Origin of the sequence: Stenotrophomonas panacihumi (assembly GCF_001431645.1) — a bacterium.
Taxonomy (GTDB): domain Bacteria; phylum Pseudomonadota; class Gammaproteobacteria; order Xanthomonadales; family Xanthomonadaceae; genus Stenotrophomonas_A; species Stenotrophomonas_A panacihumi.
The window spans coordinates 167,094-184,386 of sequence record NZ_LLXU01000058.1; the positions used below are offsets into that span (position 1 = coordinate 167,094).

Genomic DNA, 17,293 nt, shown 5'->3' on the forward strand with positions numbered 1-17,293 from the left:
CTTTCCCGCTGGCGCGGCACGGGGCGACAGGACAACGCCTGCCGCCCCCACAAGCTGCCTTACTTGCCCGCCGGCACACCCATCTCTTCCAGCAGCGCCGGCGCCGGATACACCTTCGCCAGCAGCCAGCGCAGGTAGCGCATGTCCACGTGGATCGCGCGCTTGTAGCGCGGGTCGTACCACCAGCTGGCGCTCACCGCTTCCCAGTTGCTGTCGAAGTTCAGGCCGATCAGCTCGCCGCGCGCGTTGAGCACCGGCGAACCCGAGTTGCCGCCGGTCGTGTCGAGGTTGGTGAGGAAGTTCACCGTCTGCGTTTTCAGCGCCGGATCGGCGGTGTTCCCGAAGTCGCCCTTGGCGATCGCCTCCAGCAACGGCTTGGGCGCATCGAACGGCACCTGCCCGGTGTTCTTCTCCACGATGCCGGCCACGGTGGTGACCGGCGCGAACGCCACCGCGTCGCGCGGCGACAGCGGCTCGACCCGGCCATAGCTGATGCGCAGGGTGCTGTTGGCATCCGGGTACACCGCCCGGCCCTGCTGCTCGCGCCAGGCCACCAGCGCGCGCATGTACGCCGGGCGCAGGCGCAGCTGCTCGCCCTCGCGCGTCTTGCGCGCGTCCTCGCGCTGCAGCTGGCCGGGCACCAACTGGCGGGCGAGCGCGATCAGCGCATCGTCGGCCAGCGGCTTGCCGTCACGCGCGGCGGCGAAGCGCGACAGGCGCTCGGCTTCGGTGCCCAGCACGGTGCGCTGGTACAGGCCGTCCAGCGCCTGCTTCAGCTGCGCCGGCGTGCGGCCGAAGGCGGCATCCAGTTCCGGCGCGCGTTGCGCGTCGGGCAGCTGCTGGTAACGGGTGAGCAGCGAGGTCAGCAGCGCCTTCTCCACCGTCGGGTCGTAGCGGCGCTGCACCTGCTTGAGCACGCCTTCGATCATGGCCTGGTCGCGCTGCTGGTAGCCGGTCTCGCGTTCGGCATCCGGCTTGGCCGACTCCAGGCGCAGGCGTTCGAGCATCAGGGCCGAGCGCATCAGCTGAGTCTGGGTCGCGAACGCGCCCAGGATCAGGTCGCGCTCGCCCAGCGCGGCGCCGTCGGCCAGCGAGGCCTGCAGCGCGGCGATATCCCGCGCATCCTCGCCAGTCGTGGCGGCCAGCATGCCGCGCTCGTCCTCGGCGCGCAGGCGCACGGCGTCGCTGCGGCGCAGGCCTTCCAGCTCACCGGCGGCGCGCTTGCGGTTGTTCTTCAGCGACTGCAGCTGCGAGGCGTAGCGGGTCTTCGCCTGCGCGTCGGTCTTGCCGGCCGCCTCGATCACTTCGATCAAGCCATCGAACAGGCTCACGCGGTCCGGCAGCACGTGGTTGACCTGCTCGTCGAACTCGGCCGCCGTGCGGTGGCGGTAGGTGATGCCGGGGTAACCGGCCAGCATGGCGAAATCGCCGGCCTTCGGACCATCCTTGGCCATCTGCAGGTGGGCCGGCGGATGGTAGGGCACGTTCTCCGGGCTGTAGTCGGCCGGCTTGCCGTCCTTGCCGACGTAGGCGCGCAGCAGGGTGAAATCGCCGCTGTGTCGCGGCCACATGAAGTTGTCGATCTCGTCGCCGTAGTTGCCGATGGCGCGCGGGGGCGCGTAGACCAGGCGCACGTCGCGCAGTTCCAGCTGGCGGATGCGGTAGAAGTCGCTGCCGTAGTACATGTTGGCCACGCTGCAGCGCACGCTGCCGTCGCGCTCGCAGTCGGCGACGATGCGCTTGCTGGCCGCGTCCACCGCGTCGTAATAGGCGCGGCCCTGCTTGCCGCGCGCGTCCTTGAGCACCTCGTCGGTGACCTTGTCGAAGCCGACGGTGACCAGGACGCGGAAGTCCGGATTGGCGGCACGCTCGTCGGCGCGGCCGGCGGCGATGAAGCCGTCGTCGATGAAGTTGTGCTCCGGCGAGCTGTTGTACTGGATCACGCCCATCGCGACATGGTGGTTGGTCAGCAGCAGGCCGTCGTTGGACACGAACGAGCCGGTGCCGCCGCCGACCTTGACCACCGCGCTCAGCGGCGCGCGGGTGACGTCGGCCAGATCCTTCGGGTCGCCCTTGAAGCCGGCCTCGCGCAGCGGCTTGGCCAGCGCCGGCAGCTGGGTGGGCATCCACATGCCTTCGTCGGCACGGGCGGAGGTGGTCAGCGCCAAGCCCAGCGCGAGCGAGGCGGTGAGGGTGTTGCGAAGCGGCATCGGAGGCATCCCGGAAAGGCAGGCCGTGACCTTAGCGGCCCGCCCGTCCGGGGGCAATCAGGGGGTGCGCTCAGCGGCGCAACTCATACACCAGCGACACCGATTCGCTGATCGTGATGTACGGGCTCAGGTATTGGGCAGGCCGAAGGTACCCTCCCGTCACCTGGATTCCGTCCATTTCCCGGAACCGATAGTGATCGACCTGGGAAGAACGCACCGAATCAATGCTGTAGACCTGGCCCAGGCTGGCGCCCGCAGCCTGTGCGATGTCGTTGGCGCGATCGTGGGCGTCGGCGACGGCCTTGCGCTTCACCTCGCGGCGAATCGGTGCTGGGTCGCGGAGCTGGAAGTCGACATCGTCCACTTCGGTGGCGCCGGCTCGCAGCCCTGCGTCCAACAGGGCATCGAGCCGCGCGATCTCGTCCAGCACCACCGTGACCCGGCGTTGCGCTTCGAAGAGCGGTGCGCGTGACGCGCGCAGCCGCACTTCGTCATCGTCATCGTCCACCCGCTGGACGCGCATGTCAGCCGCCTCGATGTCACGGCCCGCGACGGCGAATGGCTTCAGCGCGTCCAGATACTTGTTCACCGCCTCATCCACCGCCTGTTTGGCGGCAAGCGAAGTACCGGCGCGGTGGCCGAACACCAGCGTCACCTTGACGCTGTCGGGCGCGACCTCCTGCTTCGCGCTGCCCTCCACCGCCACGTGCGGCCCATCGGGCAGCGGCGTACCGGCCAGCGCGACTCCACTCCACAGCATCAATGCCACGAACAGCTGCCTGCGCATCGTGTCCTCCCCCCTTTCTCCCTGGTGGCGGGCACGCTAGCAGAGCGCGCTACAACCGCGCCACCTGGCACAGCCGCACCTGGCGCGGCTCGATGCCGTGCGCCTCCGCGGCGCGCTGGCGCAGGGCCGAGACGACCTCGGCCGGATCCAGCCGCTCCTCGTTCTCGGCCTCGATGCTGTGCGTCACCTGGCCCCACAGGATCGGCCGGCCGCCCTCGTAGCCTTCGTAGTCGGCGAAATAGTGCAGGCGCATGGCTCAGGTACCGACGTGGATGTCGTGCAGGGCGGCATCGCAGCCCAGGTGCTCCAGCGCGATGGACAGCGCGAGCGTGTAGCTCTGCGCGCGGTAGCCATGGACGCTGGCGATGCGCTGGCCCAGGCCGTCGGGCAGCGGGGGTTCGGGGCGCTCGCTGCCATCGTCGTGGGCTTCGACATAGGGATAGTCCAGCCCGGACAGCACGCGATGCAGGCGCGGGCTGGCGGTGCAGGCGCCCGGGTCGATGACGGCCAGCTCGATGCGGGCCTGCTGGGCGACGCGCAGCGCGTCGAGCAGCTCCTGTTCCGAACCGCAGGCGCGCAGCGCCACGGTTTTGCCGACATCGGCGGCGCGCGCCACCAGCTGGCGCAGCAGTTCGCGCGGCAGCGGCGTCGGGCCGCGCATCAGCAGCGAGGCGTCTTCCGGGCCGCGCACGATCATGATCGACATGGCGGCGGCCTCAGTGACGCACGGCGCCGTCGAGGCGGCGCGCGGCAATGGCCGAAGAGAGGGCGTAGGCGCGGCCGCGGTCGCCGGCGGTGATGATCGTGGCGATGGGCAGGTGGTTCGGCCGCAGCCAGGGCTGCAGTTCGTCGGCCGGGTCGTCGTGGACTTCGATGTACGGCGCGGCCAGCCCGTCGAGGGCGGCGCGCAGGGCCGACCACTGCGCGCGATGCTCGGCGCCGTGGATATGCCCGGAATCGAGCAGGACCAGCTCGGTATCGAGATGCCGGGCGGCGTGCAGGCCCGCGATCAGCCCCCCGATGTCCGCGCAGTGGACCACCTGGGTGGCATGGCCGGCGCAGGGGGCCGGCAGGGGTGCATCGCCGGCGGGACGATCGCTGGGGCCTTGCAGGATCAGGACTGACATACAGGTGACTCAGGCGCACCAAGGTGCGGAGGCGTCACGATAGGGAGGGGGGGCGTAAAGCTGCCATGCCCCGCGCGGCGGCGGCGCGTAACTTGTGCGTATCGACGCGACGCCGGTTTACTTTTCCTTGCGCCAGTTGATCGACCCCTTGGTCTCGATCGTGCTCGATTCCACTTCCACGTCGAACCCGCGCGTCAGCAGGTACTTCAACGTGATCACCGAGCTGCCACCGACCAGCGCCACGCCATAGCCCACGTAGAAGCGCGGCGAGAGGTACTTGCCGAAGCCCACCACCGAACCCAGGCTGCCGGACTGGCTCACGCCCGCTTCGTCCAGGCCGAGCTTGGCGCCCAGCTGCGAGGCGATCAGGCCGCTGCCGGCCGACAGCGCCGCCGACGCCGCCGTCACCTGCTGCGCTTCGCTGCCGCTGGCACTGGACAAGCCGCGGCCCAGCACCAGGTAAGAGAGCGCCTCGGATTGCGACATCGACGGATTCGACCACACGTCCGCACGCGGCGACTCCGCGCGCCCGCTGACGTCGATGCCGGCGGTGACATCGCCGATGCGCCGCTCGGCGCGGATGTTGATGCGCGGGTCGGAGACGATGTTGTTGTTCCAGGTGAGCTGGCCGCGCGTGATCGTCAGATCCTGGCCGTAGGCCTTGTAACGGCCACTCACGTCCAGCCCGCCATTGGCGGTCATCTCGCGGCCCGGCCGCGCGCGCACCTGCATGCGGCCGGTCAGCGCGCCCTTGAGGCCGAAGCCGGCCATCTTGACGTTGTCGCCGAGGATCACCGCCAGGTCCATGTCCAGCGGCGAGGACGGCGTCTCTTCGGGGTTGGCCGGATCCAGCACCACCACGTCCTCGGACACCGAGGTGCCGCGCTCCAGTCGCTCCAGGTCGATGTCGGCCTCGGGCACGGTGACCTGCCCGCGCAGCTGCATGGTCTTGTCGACGATGCCGAACTGCATGTCCGGGTTGGCGACCACGCGCAGTTCCGGCGTGTTGTAGAGCAGCACGCGGTCGCCGCGGATGTTGAGCTTCAGCGGGGTGCGCTCGCCGTACCAGGAGAGGTCGCCATCGACGTTGAGCGTGCCCTCGCCCGAGCGCACGTTGGCGACGATGCGCGCCGAGCCGTCGGGCTGGGCGCTGACGCGGCCCTGGCCATCGTTGAGGGTGAGGCCGAGCGAGGGGTATTCGCCGGTGAAGTCCTTCAGCACCGCCTCGCCGCCGAGCTGCGGCTGCGAGCGCGTGCCGCGCAGGCTCACATGGCCTTCGACGTTGCCCTTCGGGTTCACCAGGTCGGCCACGAACAGCTGCAGCCAGCTCAGCCGCGACATGTTGAGGTACAGCTCGCCGTTGAGCGGCGCGTAGGTATCCCAGCCGGTGTTGAAGCGCGCATCGACGAAGCCGTTGCCGGCGAAGCCGATACCCAGGTAGCCCTGGATCTTCTGCGGGTTGAAGTCGCCAGTCAGGCTGAAGTGGTCATAGCGCACGACTTCGCCGCGGCTGTTGTCGCCCAGGCGGATGCCGCCTTCGAGCGAGGTGACCTTGAACGCGCCTTCCCAGGCATTGCCGCGCGGGCGGAAGCTGCCATCCACCGTGAGCTCGCCGCGCAGGTGCACCTGGCGGCCTTCGTTCGGCGGCAGCCACGGCTGGATCAGCGTCAGCGGCAGCGCTTCGCTATGCACGGTCACGCCTTCGCGCGGCCAGTTGGCGTTGACGCACAGCGCGCCGCTGGCGCCCACCGCGGCCAGGCAGGCATCGGAGACAGTGAAGGCCGGGCCGTTCACGCTGAACTGCGCCGGCTGGCGCAGCGCCCAGGTGTTGCCCTTGCTCGGCACGATGCGCAGCGTGCCGACCTGGCCCTGCCAGCGCGGGCCGTTGCGGCGCACCTCGCCCTGCAGTGCGAGTTGGGCCATGTCGTTGCGCACGTCGGCCTGCACGCGCAGGTTTTCGATCGCGCCCTGCGCCTGTACCTGCACGCTGTCCAACACCATGCCGGCGTTGACCGCGCTGCCCTGCAAGGTGAGCGTGCCGTCGCTGCCGCGCCACGGCAGGCGGCCGCGCAGCGAGAGCGTGTCGGCGCTGTAGTCGTTCCAGCGCAGGCCGCTGCCGGCGAGGTCGGCGGTGATGTCCGGGGCGTCGCTGCGACCGCGCACCTGCACGCTGCCGCGCAGGTTGCCGGTGGCGCCGGGCAGCAGGTCGTCCAGCTGCAGCGGTTGCAGCTGCGCGTCGATGTCGAGGCGGTCGCCGACGCGCCCCTTGGCATTGATGCGGCTGTTGCCGATCGACAATGCCAGCTGGCCTTCGCCCTGCTTGCCTTCCAGTGCGAAGCGGCCACGCGCGTCGATGCTGCGCTGGCGCAGCTGGCCGCGCAGTGCGGCGATCTCGGCGGTGGCCTGGTAGTCCCCCGGCGTGCCGTTCGCGGCGGGTGGCAGCTGGCGGCCCTTGGAGGCGATCCGACCAGAGAGCCGACCATCCCAGCCCGGCGCGAAGTAGCCCGGATCGAACTGCGAAAGCTCCGCCGCCACGTCCCACGACAGCTGCGGCTTCCAGCCCACCTCACCGGTGAGGTCCAGCTGGCCGCCCGGGGTGATGGCGCGCACTTCGTTGAGCGTGGCGCGCTGGTCGTCGCCGCGGGCATCGATGTGCAGTTCGGCGCGCTGCTTCTCGCGCGCGATGTCGGCACGGCCGTATACCGCCCACTGCTTCATGGTGCCGGCCAGGCCCAGGCGTGCCTCGCGCAGCTCCACCGGCACCTGCTGGGCGTCGGGGGTCGCCGGGTCGGGCGCGGGCGTGAAGCGCAGGTCGCGGGCGTAGGCGGCCATGCGGAAGCGCGCGTTGCTCGTGTCGGTGAAATCGGCGGTGCCACGCAGGCGGATGCGGCCGCCGAAGGCGTCCACTTCCAATGGCGCGACGGTGAGCACTTGGTCCTTCAGCGCGACATTCGACGGCTGCAGCACGATCTCCTGGTCACCCTGCTTCACTCGCCCCTTCAGCTGCGCGTTGCCGCCCTTGCCGGAGGCATCGAGCGTGAGACTGATCGGCTGCGCGGGCGCGGGATCGGTGACGCCGGCGGCGCCCATCAGCAGCGCGGTATCCAGTTCGTCGGCGTCGGCTTGCAGGCTCCAGCGCGGGTCTTCCTTGCCAGTGAACACCGGGCGCGCATGCAGCGGCTTGGGCGCGCGCCCGGCAATGGCCACTTCCATGTTCGACAGGTCGCCGCGCGCCACCAGGCCGAAGCTGGCCGGCGTGCGTCCGCGCGGCGCGGGCAGCAGCGCGGTGGCGGTGAGGTTGGTCTTATAGTCCTGGCGCGGGATGTAATCGCCATTGAGGCCGAAGTTGCCGCGGTCGCTGTCGACCTGCAGCTGGCGCGTGCGCAGCTCGCCATTGGCCATCTCCAGGCCCCCGCGGATGCGATGCAGGTTGATCAGCGGCTCGCCCAGCTGGGTGACGCGCAGCTCGTTGACCTCGATGACGTCGGCCTGGATCGCCAGCGGCATCTCGATCTGCGGCAGCGAGCCGGGCCAGCTCGGCATCTCGAACGGTTCGTCGCTCTTGGCCAGGTTCAACGTCGCGCCGCTGATTTCCAGCTTGTCGAGCAGCAGCTTGCGGCCGAGCAGCGGACGGATGTCGGCTTCGAAATAGACGCGGTCGGCGGTGAAGCGATAGTCCTGGTAGCGGAAATCCACGCCGCGCAACGTGAGCGGCCCGGCGAGCGGGCCGTCGGCTTGCTTCCAGGTGAAGGTGGCGCCGGCCGGCAGGCGCGCCACCACTTGCGCCAGCAGCACGTCGCGGCCGGCCACGGTCTGCAGCAGCCAGTACACCGCCAGCAGCGCGATCAGCACCAGCCCGAGCACGCCCAGCCCCGAGCCGATCCAGAAACGGCGGCGGCGATAGAAGCGAGGGCGCGGCGGCGGCACGGGCGCGTTCACAGGTTGGCTCCGATGTTGATGTAGAGCTGGAACTGCGAGTCGGGGTCATCCAGGCCGTGGGCGACGTCCACGCGCACCGGGCCGATCGGCGATTTCCAGCGCAGGCCGATGCCCACGCCGGTGTGGAAATCCGGCGTGTTGTCGAACGCGCTGCCGGTGTCGACGAACACCGCAGCGCCCCAAGGGCTGTTGTTGAGGTAGCGCTCGTATTCGACGCTGCCGGTGAGCACGTGCTTCGCACCGAGCGCGTACTTGTCCGGTGGCGGCGTGCGCGGGCCGACTTCGCGGAACGCATAACCGCGGATGCTGTTGTCGCCGCCGGCGAAGAACCGCAGGCTCGGCGGCATCGACACGAGATCGGCCGTCCAGGTGGTGCCGCCTTCGCCCCGCAGGATCAGCCGGTCGTTGGCGCCGAAGCCATGGAACCAGAACACCTGTGCATACGCCTGCGCGAAGCTGGTATCGGAGCCCACGCCCTCCACGCCGCCGCGCACGAACATGCGCGCGGCCATGCCCTGCGTCGGGAAGGTGCGGTTGTCCACGCCGGAGTACACCGCTTCGAGCTGCGGATAGACGAACGTGGCGTACTGGTAGAACGGGTCGGGCTGGTCGTTGGTGCTGTAGCGCCAGCGCTCGCGCAATGCGTTGATGGAGGCGATGGCCGTCCAGTGGTCGTTGAGCTCGCCGCTGCGGCTGGCGCTGAGCTTGACGTTGCGCAGGTCGATGTAATCGGTCTGCTCGTCGTAGTAGCCGGCGGTGAACGAATACCAGCCATCCAGCCAGGCGAACGCCGGGATGCGGTAGGCGGTGGTGAGGCTCTTGCGCTTCTGCGCGAAGTCCAGCTGCGTGTCCATCTTGTGGCCACGCGAATTGACGTAGCGCCGCTCCACGCCGCCGCGCACACCCGGGCCGCTCTCGCTGCCGTAGCTCAAGCCGGCGGTATAGACCGTGCGCTTGGCGCGCTCCAGGCGCACGTCGATCGGCACGCGGCCATCGGCATCGGCTTCCTCGGGCTTGGGCTGGATGTCGATGGTGCCGAAGTAGCCGAGCTTGTTGAGCGACTCGCGCAGGCGGTCGAGCTTGCCTTCGTGGTAGTAGCTGCCTTCTTCCCAGTACACCAGCGGGTCGAACAGGCCGGGCTTGAAGTAGTCGTACTGGAAGCGCACCGGGCCCATGTCGTAGCGGCGGCCGCTGTCCCAGCCCAGGTCGATGTCGGCGGCGTGCTCGGCGCGGGTGATCTCCACGCGGCGCTGGGTGAAGTCGGCATCGAAATAGCCGCGCTCGGCCAGGCGGCGGGTGATGCGCACCTTGCTGGCCTCGTACTGCGGGTGGCTGAAGACCTGCCCCACCGCCGGCTGGAACTCGGCCACGTCGCGCTGCAGGTACTGGTCGTCCTCGGCCCAGCCGGTCAGCACGATGTGCGATTGGCGCACGCGCACCGGCTCGCCCTTGTCGACATGGATGACGACGGTGACGTTGTCGCCATTGCGCGGCGCATCGACGGTGATGGTGGGGCTGTAGTAGCCGAACGGCTCCAGCGCGGCGCGGGTCTGGTCCTGCGCCTGGTTGAGCAGGTATTCCAGGCGCGATTCGCCCTGGACCTTGCCGATGGTCTGGTACAGCGAGAGCGAGACCTCGATGTTCTCGATCATCTCGGCATCGTCGCCCTTGTCCAGGCCTTCGATGTTGACCTTGTCGATGGTGCCGCGCGCCTGCGCGGCGCCGGCGAGGGCCCAGAGAAAGACGAGCAGCAGGGCCGTGGGGATCAGACGCATGGGCCGAGGATATACCGGGAGCACAACAAGGACCCGTTAAGACCCCAGCGGAACAAACTGACACCGGTGCCGGCAAATGCCGGCACCGGCGGCGCGATCACGCCGACAGGTGCTCGATCGCCGCCACGCTGCCCAGGCGCTCGCTCAAGCGCTGCAGCAGCGCCAGCCGGTTGCCGCGCAGGGCCGGGTCTTCGGCGTTGACCATCACGCCGTCGAAGAACGCATCGACCTGCGGACGCAGCAGCGCCAGGCGGGCGAGCACGGCGACGTAATCGTGGCGATGCAGGGCCGCGTCGGTGTCGCCCATCGCGCCTTCCACGGCCTCGGCCAGCGCTTCCTCGGCCGGTTCGCGCAGCAGCGCCGGGTCGACCATGGCCGGGATCGCGCCGTCGGCCTTGCGCAGGATGTTGCGGATGCGCTTGTTCGCGGCGGCCAGCGCCTCGGCTTCCGGCAGCACGGCGAACGTGCCGATGGCGTCGATGCGGCGGTCGAAGTCGTACAGCGAGCCGCGCTCGGCGGCGTGGCCCGGCGGCGGCGCCACTTCGCCGTCGAACAGCGCGGCGACGGCGTTGAACTGGGTGGCCGGCACGCCCTTGTCGGCGTAGTAGCCGCGCAGGCGGTCCAGCACGAAGGCGAAGATCTCGGCGGCCAGCGCGCTGGCTTCCGGCGCCGGCGGCGCCTTGGCGGCCGGATGCGCGGCCAGCGCGTCCACGGCCGCCTGCGCGGCGGTGCGCAGCAGCGCCTTCACGTCCAGGTCCAGGCCGCTCTCGATCACGGTGCGCGCCAGGCCCAGCGCATTGCGACGCAGGGCGAACGGATCCTTGTTGCCGGTCGGCTTGAGGCCGGCGGCGAAGCCACCGGCCAGCGTGTCGGCGCGCTCGGCGATCGCCAGCACCTTGCCCAGCGGCGAGAGCGCGATGTCGTCACCGGCGAAGCGCGGCTGGTAGGCCTCGTCGATCGCCAGCGCGACCTCCGGGCCCTCGCCCCCCGCCACCGCGTAATGGCGGCCGGCGATGCCCTGCAGCTCGGGGAATTCATTGACCATGCGCGACTGCAGGTCGTTCTTGCACAGCTCGGCGGCGCGCGCGGCCAGTGCCGGCTCGGCGCCGGCGTGCGGGGCGATGGCGCGGGCCAGCGCGGCCACGCGCTGCACCTTGTCGGCCACGCTGCCCAGGCGTGCCTGGTAGGTCACCGTCTTCAGGCCCTCGCCCATCGACACCAGGCCCTGCTTGAGGTCCTCGTCGAAGAAGAACTTGGCGTCGGCGAAGCGCGGGCGGATCACGCGCTCGTAGCCCTTGGACACCTCGGCCACGTCGCGCGATTCGATGTTGGCGATGCCGATGAACTTCTCGGTGAGCTTGCCGCCGTCATCGAGCACCGGGAAGAATTTCTGGTTGATCTCCATCGTCTCGATCAGCGCTTCCTGCGGCACGGCGAGGAATTCGCGCTCGAAACCGCACAGCACCGCCGAGGGCCATTCGACGAGGTCCACGACCTGGCCGAGGTTGTCCTCGGTGATGCGCGCCACGCCACCGGCCTGCGCGGCGGCGGCGTTGACCTCGGCGACGATGCGCTGGCGGCGCTCGGCCGGGTCCACCATGACGTTGGCGGCGCGCAGCGAATCGACGTAATCGCCCGGCGTGCTCAGCCAGACCTGCTTGTCGTGCATGAAGCGGTGGCCGCGGCTCATGCGGTCCGAATCCAGGCCGAACACGCGGGCCGGCACCACTTCCTTGCCGAACAGCAGCACCAGCCAGTGCACCGGGCGGGCGAAGGCGTAATCGTGGTCGCCCCAGCGCATCGGCTTGGGGATCGGCATGGCGGCGATGGCCTCGGCCAGGATCTCCGGCAGCAGCTCGGCGGTGCGCGCGCCCGGCTTCACCGCGCGGTGCACGAAACGTTCGCCCTTGTTGTCGGTGGTGCGCTCCAGCGCATCCCACGCGACGCCGGCCTTGGCGGCGAAACCTTCCAGCGCCTTGGTCGGCTTGCCCTCGGCGTCCAGGCCGATGTTGAGGTACGGGCCGAGAAGTATGCTTTCCTGCTTAGGCTGCTGAAGCGCCACGCTAGGCAGCAGAACGGCTAGGCGCCGAGGGGTCGAGAATGGGCGAGAATCTCCGCCTTCAAATTCGATTCCTCGCTTCTCCAGGCCCGCCAGCACTCCATCGAAGAAAGCTTTAGCCAAGCCAGGAAGGGCTTTTACGGGAAGCTCTTCAGTGCCCAGTTCGATCAGAAGCGGAAACATGGATGGGATGGCATTCATCGGATCAATCCTTGTTCAGGCCGTCGCGCCGGTCTGCGGTGCATCGAACGGCACGTAATATTTGCGCAGGACCGGCAACGCCTCGTAGCGCGCCACGCGGGCGGCCAGGGCGGGGAAGCGGTCCAGGTCGTAGGGCAGCGCATCGCGCAGGTAGGTGCAGAAGCAGGCCACGGTGAGGTCGGCCAGGCCGAAGCGTTCGCCCACCAGCCATTCGCGATCGCCGGCGTCCACGCACGCCTGCTCGAGCACCTGCAGCGCGCCTTCCATCTGCGTGCGGCAGCGTTCAACCCACGGGGCGTGGCGCTTTTCCTCGGGACGGAACACGCGCTCCATCACCTGCTGCAGCGCCTTCTCCACCGCGCCGTTGGCATAGCCGACCAGTCGCAGCGCCTGGCGGCGTTCGGCGCCGTGCGCGGGCAGCAGCGCGTCCTCGCCGGCCTGGCCGTCGAGCCAGTCGAGGATCACGGCCGATTCGGTCAGCACTTCGCCGTCGTCCAGCACCAGCACCGGCACGCGGCCGAGCGGGCTGTATTCGCGGATGCGGTCGAAATCCCGGCCCACCGACCAGTCGCGATGTTCGAACGACAGGCCGAGCCGGTCCAGCGCCACGGCGACGCGGCGCACGAACGGCGAGTCGAACATGCCGATGAGGATCATCCGGCGGCGGCTCCGCGCTTGGCGCCGGGGAAGCCCAGCTTCTCGCGCTGCGCGTAGTAGGCCTGCGCGACCGCCTGGGCCAGCGCGCGCACGCGCAGGATGTAGCGCTGGCGCTCGGTCACGCTGATGGCGCGGCGCGCATCGAGCAGGTTGAAGGCGTGGCTGGCCTTGGTGACCTGCTCGTAGGCCGGCAGCGGCAGGCCGACTTCGACCAGCTTCTGCGCTTCGCGCTCGCAGGCGTCGAAGCGGTGGAACAGCTCGGCGACGTCGGCATGCTCGAAGTTGTAGGCGCTCTGCTCCACCTCGTTCTGGTGGTAGACCTCGCCGTAGGTGACCGGCGCGCCGTCCGGGCCGTAGGTCCAGACCAGGTCGTAGACGTTGTCGCAGTTCTGCAGGTACATGCAGAGCCGCTCCAGGCCGTAGGTGATCTCGCCCAGCACCGGCTTGCACTCCAGGCCGCCGGCCTGCTGGAAGTAGGTGAACTGGGTGACCTCCATGCCGTTGAGCCAGACTTCCCAGCCCAGGCCCCAGGCGCCGAGCGTCGGCGATTCCCAGTTGTCCTCGACGAAGCGCAGGTCGTGCACGAGCGGGTCGATGCCCAGCGCCTTGAGCGAGCCCAGGTAGAGCTCCTGCAGGTTGTCCGGGTTCGGCTTCATCGCCACCTGGTACTGGTAGTAGCGCTGCAGGCGGTTGGGGTTCTCGCCGTAGCGGCCGTCGGTGGGACGGCGCGAAGGCTGCACGTAGGCCGCGTTCCAGGTTTCCGGGCCCAGCGCGCGCAGGAAGGTCGCCGGGTGGAACGTGCCGGCGCCGACTTCCAGGTCCAGCGGCTGGATCAGCACGCAGCCCTGTTCGGCCCAGTACTGGTTGAGGGTCTGGATCAGGCCCTGGAAGGTGATCGGTACGCGCTGTGACATGCGACAGGGGCCGTGCGAAGGGGTGCGCTAGTATAGCGGCCGACCTGCGGGGCATTCCGCAGCGGGGAACGGCTCATGGAACAGCGGCAGCCCGCCGAAACGACGATGGCCCTGGCCGGGGCGGCACTGCCGCGCGGGCGGCTGGTGTTCGAGCGGGTGGCCACTGCCCTGCTCGCCGACGAGATGGTCGCCCCGAACGACCGCGAGCGCATCCAGTTCTCCGCCGGCGGCGCCCGCAACGCCAGCGAGGTGCACCCGCTGGTGCTGCTCTCCAACCTCAAGCTGCATGCCGGCCAGCCGCCCGCCGGCGAGCTGGGCCTGGAACGGCTCACCGAATGGTTGGCCACCCGCGTGGGCATGCGCTACCTGCGCATCGACCCCACCCGCGTGGACGTGGCCTCGGTGACCGGCGTGGTCTCCCATGCCTATGCACGGCGCCATCGCATCCTGCCGCTGGCCCTGGACGCCGAGCGCGTGCTGATCGCCACCAGCGAGCCGCTGGCGCTGGACTGGCTGGCCGACGTCCAGCACCTCACCCGCCGCCGCATCGACGTGGTGCTGTCCAACCCGCTGGACCTGCACCGCTACACGATGGAGTTCTTCGGCGTGACGCGCTCGGTGCGCGGCGCGCATGGCGATGTGCGCAGCACCGACAGCAATGTCGGCCTGCCCAGTTTCGAGCAGCTGGTGGAGCTGGGCCGCACCGGCGACGTCAACGCCGACGACCAGCACATCGTCCACATCGTGGACTGGCTGCTGCAGTACGCCTACGAGCAGCGCGCCTCGGACATCCACCTGGAGCCGCGCCGCGACATGGGGCGCATGCGCTTCCGCATCGACGGCGTGCTGCACAAGGTGTTCGAAGTACCGCCGGCGGTGATGACCGCGGTGGTCAGCCGTATCAAGGTGCTGGGCCGCATGGACCTGGCCGAGCGCCGCCGCCCGCAGGACGGCCGCATCAAGACCCGCTCGCCGGGCGGGCGCGAGGTCGAAATGCGCCTGTCCACGATGCCCACCGCCTTCGGCGAGAAGTGCGTGATGCGCATCTTCGACCCGGACGCGGCGTTCAAGAGCATCGACCAACTGGGTTTCAGCCCGGAGGAAGCCGCCGGCTGGAACGCGCTGGTGGAACGGCCGCACGGCATCGTGCTGGTGACCGGCCCCACCGGCTCGGGCAAGACCACCACGCTGTATTCCACGCTCAAGCGCCTGGCCACGCCGGACGTGAACGTGTGCAGCGTGGAGGACCCGATCGAGATGATCTCGCCGGAGTTCAACCAGATGCAGGTCCAGCAGAACATCGACCTGGACTTCGCCGCCGGCGTGCGCACGCTGCTGCGCCAGGACCCGGACATCATCATGATCGGCGAAATCCGCGACCTGGAAACCGCGCAGATGGCGGTGCAGGCCTCGCTGACCGGCCACCTGGTGCTTTCCACCCTGCATACCAACGACGCGCCTTCGGCGATCACCCGCCTGCTCGACCTCGGCGTGCCGCACTACCTCGTCGCCTCCACCCTCAACGGCGTGCTGGCCCAGCGCCTGGTGCGCACGCTGTGCCCGCACTGCAAGCGGCCGCAGGCGCTTTCCGAAACGGACTGGGCGGCGATCCGCGAGCCGGGCGAAGCGCTGCCGGAACACGTGCACACGCACGTGCCGGTGGGCTGCCTGGAATGCCGGCGCACCGGCTTCCTCGGCCGCGTGGGCCTGTACGAGCTGCTGCCGGTCACCCCGCGCCTGCGCACGCTGATCCGCGCCGACATGGACCTGGCCGGGTTCAGCCACGCCGCCCGCGGCGAAGGCCTGCGCACCCTGCGTCGCGCGGGGCTGGAAAAAGTGGCGCTGGGTCTGACTACAATCGAGGAAGTCCTGTCCGTCCTGCCGCCCAAGGAATGAAGCCGCCCCTGCCGTTCCTGATCCTCGAAACCGGCCAGCCGGTGCCGGCGATGAAGCGCTACGGGCGCTTCCCGCACTGGATCCGCGTGGCCGCGGGGCTGGCCGAGGCCGAGACGGTGGTGGTGAACGTGGAAGCCGGGCAGGCGCTGCCCTCGCCGGAGGGCTTCGCCGGCACGATCGTGTCCGGCTCGGCGGCCTTCGTCACCGACCGCGCCGAATGGAGCGAGCGCACCGCCGACTGGCTGCGCGCCGCCGCCCACGACGGGCTGCCGGTGTTCGGCATCTGCTATGGCCACCAGCTGCTGGCGCATGCGCTTGGCGGGCAGGTGGACTACAACCCGGCCGGGCGCGAATCGGGCACGATCGAGCTGGAGCTGCACCCGCCGGCCTTCGAGGACCCGCTGTTCGCCGGCCTGCCCGGGCGCTTCCCCGCCCATGCCACCCACCTGCAGACGGTGCTGCGTGCGCCCGAAGGCGCCACCGTGCTGGCCCGGTCGCCGCAGGACGAATGCCACGCCTTCCGCTGGGGCGCCCATGCCTGGGGCGTGCAGTTCCACCCGGAATTTGCCACCCATCACATCCGCGGCTACGTTCGGGCCCGTGCCGACTGCCTGCAACGCCATGGCCGCTGCGCCCGCACGGTGGCGCGGGAAGTCAGCGCCGCGCCGCTGGCCCGGCGCCTGCTGCGAAGATTCGTCCAGCACGCGCGCACGCTGCCAACGCACGGCCACGGTGGCAGGCCGGAAAACGCGCGATAATCGCGTGGCGCCGGACTAGGCCGGCGCGTATCGATGCGGGATGGGAATGAGCGAAATTCGCAAGCTGCCGGCGTCCGCCGGCGCGGAATGGTTGTCGACCGGCTTCGCGCTGCTGCGGCGCGCGCCGTTGGCGCTGGGTACGTTGGGCATGACGTGGGGGCTGATCGCGGTGCTCGGCGCCGGGCTGGCGATGATGCTGCCGGCCCTGGGCCTGGCCGTGCAGTTCCTGATGCTGCTGGCCGGCCCGGTCTTCATGGGCGGCATGCTGTGGGCGGTGCGCGAGGTGGACGAAGGCCGCGCGGCGCGCCCCTCCCACCTGCTGCACGGGCTGCAGGAGGGTCGTGCGCCGCACCTGCTGGTGTCGCTGCTGCCGCAGGCGCTGGCGGTGATCGTGCTGGCGCTGCTGCTGGTGGCGCTGATCGGACCGGCGGGCTGGCAGCAGCTGTCCCAGGTGATGGGTGAGCTGGAGCGCATCAACCAGGCCGCCGCGCAGTCGGGCGTGCAGCCCGATCCGGCGCAGGTGCAGGCGCTGGTGGCCAGCTTGCCGGCCGGGCGCATCCTGCTGTGGCTGCTGGCGGGTATCGTCACTTTCGCCGCGCTGAGCCTGGCGCTGTTCGTGATGCCGCCGCAGGTGATGTTCGACCACGCCACCGGCGTGCATGCGCTGCGCGAGAGCCTGCGTGCGGGCATTCGCAACCTGCCGGCGCTGCTGGTGTTCTTCGTGCTCACGTTCATCGCGCTGGTGGCGATCTACTTCGTCGTCGCGCTGGTGGCGATGGTCGCCTCGCTGCTGCTCGGCACCTTCGCCCTGTACCTGGCGCAGCTGCTGATGATGGGCGTGCTGATGCCGGTATTCGCCGGTGCGGTCTACGCGGCGTGGAAGCAGATGTTCGGCCACGCCGACGCCGTTGCGCCGCCGACCGGCGCCGAGCGCCAGGACGTCTTCGTGGCGTAAGCGGGCAAGCCGCGG

The 17,293-nt window shown here is 69.9% G+C and carries 12 protein-coding genes and 1 pseudogene; 3 read left to right on the forward strand and 10 right to left on the reverse strand.

Annotated elements, in window-relative coordinates; all coding sequences use genetic code 11:
- Positions 1-59: 59 nt before the first annotated feature.
- From ARC20_RS05600 to glyQ, 10 genes and pseudogenes are all read right to left on the reverse strand, one after another.
- The gene (locus ARC20_RS05600) at positions 60-2,210 is read right to left on the reverse strand and encodes a S46 family peptidase (RefSeq protein ID WP_057645577.1); all 2,151 of its coding nucleotides are present in this window, start codon (positions 2,208-2,210) and stop codon (positions 60-62) included.
- A 70-nt stretch (positions 2,211-2,280) separates the two neighbouring features.
- The gene (locus tag ARC20_RS05605) at positions 2,281-2,997 is read right to left on the reverse strand and encodes an SIMPL domain-containing protein (protein WP_057645580.1); all 717 of its coding nucleotides are present in this window, start codon (positions 2,995-2,997) and stop codon (positions 2,281-2,283) included.
- Between the two features lie 49 nt (positions 2,998-3,046).
- Positions 3,047-3,288 (reverse strand): annotated as a pseudogene (locus ARC20_RS05610) (hypothetical protein).
- On the reverse strand, positions 3,254-3,703 hold the full coding sequence (locus ARC20_RS05615; protein WP_057645588.1) for a type II 3-dehydroquinate dehydratase: 450 nt from the start codon (positions 3,701-3,703) through the stop codon (positions 3,254-3,256). The pseudogene ARC20_RS05610 and the gene ARC20_RS05615 overlap by 35 nt, the downstream one beginning before the upstream one ends.
- 10 nt (positions 3,704-3,713) lie before the next feature.
- Positions 3,714-4,124, reverse strand: coding sequence for a hypothetical protein (locus ARC20_RS05620; RefSeq protein ID WP_057645591.1), 411 nt, complete (start codon positions 4,122-4,124; stop codon positions 3,714-3,716).
- Positions 4,125-4,241: 117 nt separating this feature from the next.
- Positions 4,242-8,063 (reverse strand): translocation/assembly module TamB domain-containing protein, encoded by a 3,822-nt coding sequence (locus ARC20_RS05625; protein ID WP_057645594.1) that lies wholly within the window; start codon positions 8,061-8,063, stop codon positions 4,242-4,244.
- Positions 8,060-9,838 (reverse strand): autotransporter assembly complex protein TamA, encoded by a 1,779-nt coding sequence (locus ARC20_RS05630; protein ID WP_057645596.1) that lies wholly within the window; start codon positions 9,836-9,838, stop codon positions 8,060-8,062. Before ARC20_RS05630 ends, ARC20_RS05625 begins: the two co-directional genes overlap by 4 nt.
- Before the next feature lie 97 nt (positions 9,839-9,935).
- On the reverse strand, positions 9,936-12,089 hold the full coding sequence (glyS, locus tag ARC20_RS05635) for a glycine--tRNA ligase subunit beta (RefSeq protein ID WP_425480272.1): 2,154 nt from the start codon (positions 12,087-12,089) through the stop codon (positions 9,936-9,938).
- Between the two features lie 24 nt (positions 12,090-12,113).
- The gene (locus ARC20_RS05640) at positions 12,114-12,755 is read right to left on the reverse strand and encodes a glutathione S-transferase family protein (protein WP_057645599.1); all 642 of its coding nucleotides are present in this window, start codon (positions 12,753-12,755) and stop codon (positions 12,114-12,116) included.
- The gene (gene glyQ / locus ARC20_RS05645) at positions 12,752-13,669 is read right to left on the reverse strand and encodes a glycine--tRNA ligase subunit alpha (RefSeq protein WP_057645604.1); all 918 of its coding nucleotides are present in this window, start codon (positions 13,667-13,669) and stop codon (positions 12,752-12,754) included. Before glyQ ends, ARC20_RS05640 begins: the two co-directional genes overlap by 4 nt.
- Before the next feature lie 75 nt (positions 13,670-13,744).
- Here glyQ and ARC20_RS05650 point away from each other — a divergent pair, with 75 nt between their 5' ends.
- The 3 genes from ARC20_RS05650 to ARC20_RS05660 are packed head-to-tail and all read left to right on the forward strand — an operon-like array spanning position 13,745 to position 17,278.
- Positions 13,745-15,565 (forward strand): GspE/PulE family protein, encoded by a 1,821-nt coding sequence (locus ARC20_RS05650; RefSeq protein WP_057645605.1) that lies wholly within the window; start codon positions 13,745-13,747, stop codon positions 15,563-15,565.
- Positions 15,562-16,323 carry a glutamine amidotransferase gene (locus tag ARC20_RS05655; RefSeq protein WP_057645608.1) on the forward strand — a complete coding sequence of 254 codons (762 nt, stop codon included), beginning with the start codon at positions 15,562-15,564 and terminating at the stop codon, positions 16,321-16,323. Before ARC20_RS05650 ends, ARC20_RS05655 begins: the two co-directional genes overlap by 4 nt.
- 46 nt (positions 16,324-16,369) lie before the next feature.
- Positions 16,370-17,278, forward strand: a complete 909-nt coding sequence (locus tag ARC20_RS05660; RefSeq protein ID WP_057645611.1) for a BPSS1780 family membrane protein — start codon at positions 16,370-16,372, stop codon at positions 17,276-17,278.
- Positions 17,279-17,293: the final 15 nt, after the last annotated feature.

Coding starts and splice junctions, on each gene's coding strand:
- ARC20_RS05615 (WP_057645588.1), bottom strand. CDS start 3,703: ATGTCGATCATGATCGTGCGCGGCCCGGAAGACGCCTCGCTGCTGATG.
- ARC20_RS05660 (WP_057645611.1), top strand. CDS start 16,370: ATGAGCGAAATTCGCAAGCTGCCGGCGTCCGCCGGCGCGGAATGGTTG.
- ARC20_RS05620 (WP_057645591.1), bottom strand. CDS start 4,124: ATGTCAGTCCTGATCCTGCAAGGCCCCAGCGATCGTCCCGCCGGCGAT.
- ARC20_RS05605 (WP_057645580.1), bottom strand. CDS start 2,997: ATGCGCAGGCAGCTGTTCGTGGCATTGATGCTGTGGAGTGGAGTCGCG.
- ARC20_RS05640 (WP_057645599.1), bottom strand. CDS start 12,755: ATGATCCTCATCGGCATGTTCGACTCGCCGTTCGTGCGCCGCGTCGCC.
- ARC20_RS05650 (WP_057645605.1), top strand. CDS start 13,745: ATGGAACAGCGGCAGCCCGCCGAAACGACGATGGCCCTGGCCGGGGCG.
- ARC20_RS05655 (WP_057645608.1), top strand. CDS start 15,562: ATGAAGCCGCCCCTGCCGTTCCTGATCCTCGAAACCGGCCAGCCGGTG.
- ARC20_RS05600 (WP_057645577.1), bottom strand. CDS start 2,210: ATGCCGCTTCGCAACACCCTCACCGCCTCGCTCGCGCTGGGCTTGGCG.
- ARC20_RS05630 (WP_057645596.1), bottom strand. CDS start 9,838: ATGCGTCTGATCCCCACGGCCCTGCTGCTCGTCTTTCTCTGGGCCCTC.
- glyQ (WP_057645604.1), bottom strand. CDS start 13,669: ATGTCACAGCGCGTACCGATCACCTTCCAGGGCCTGATCCAGACCCTC.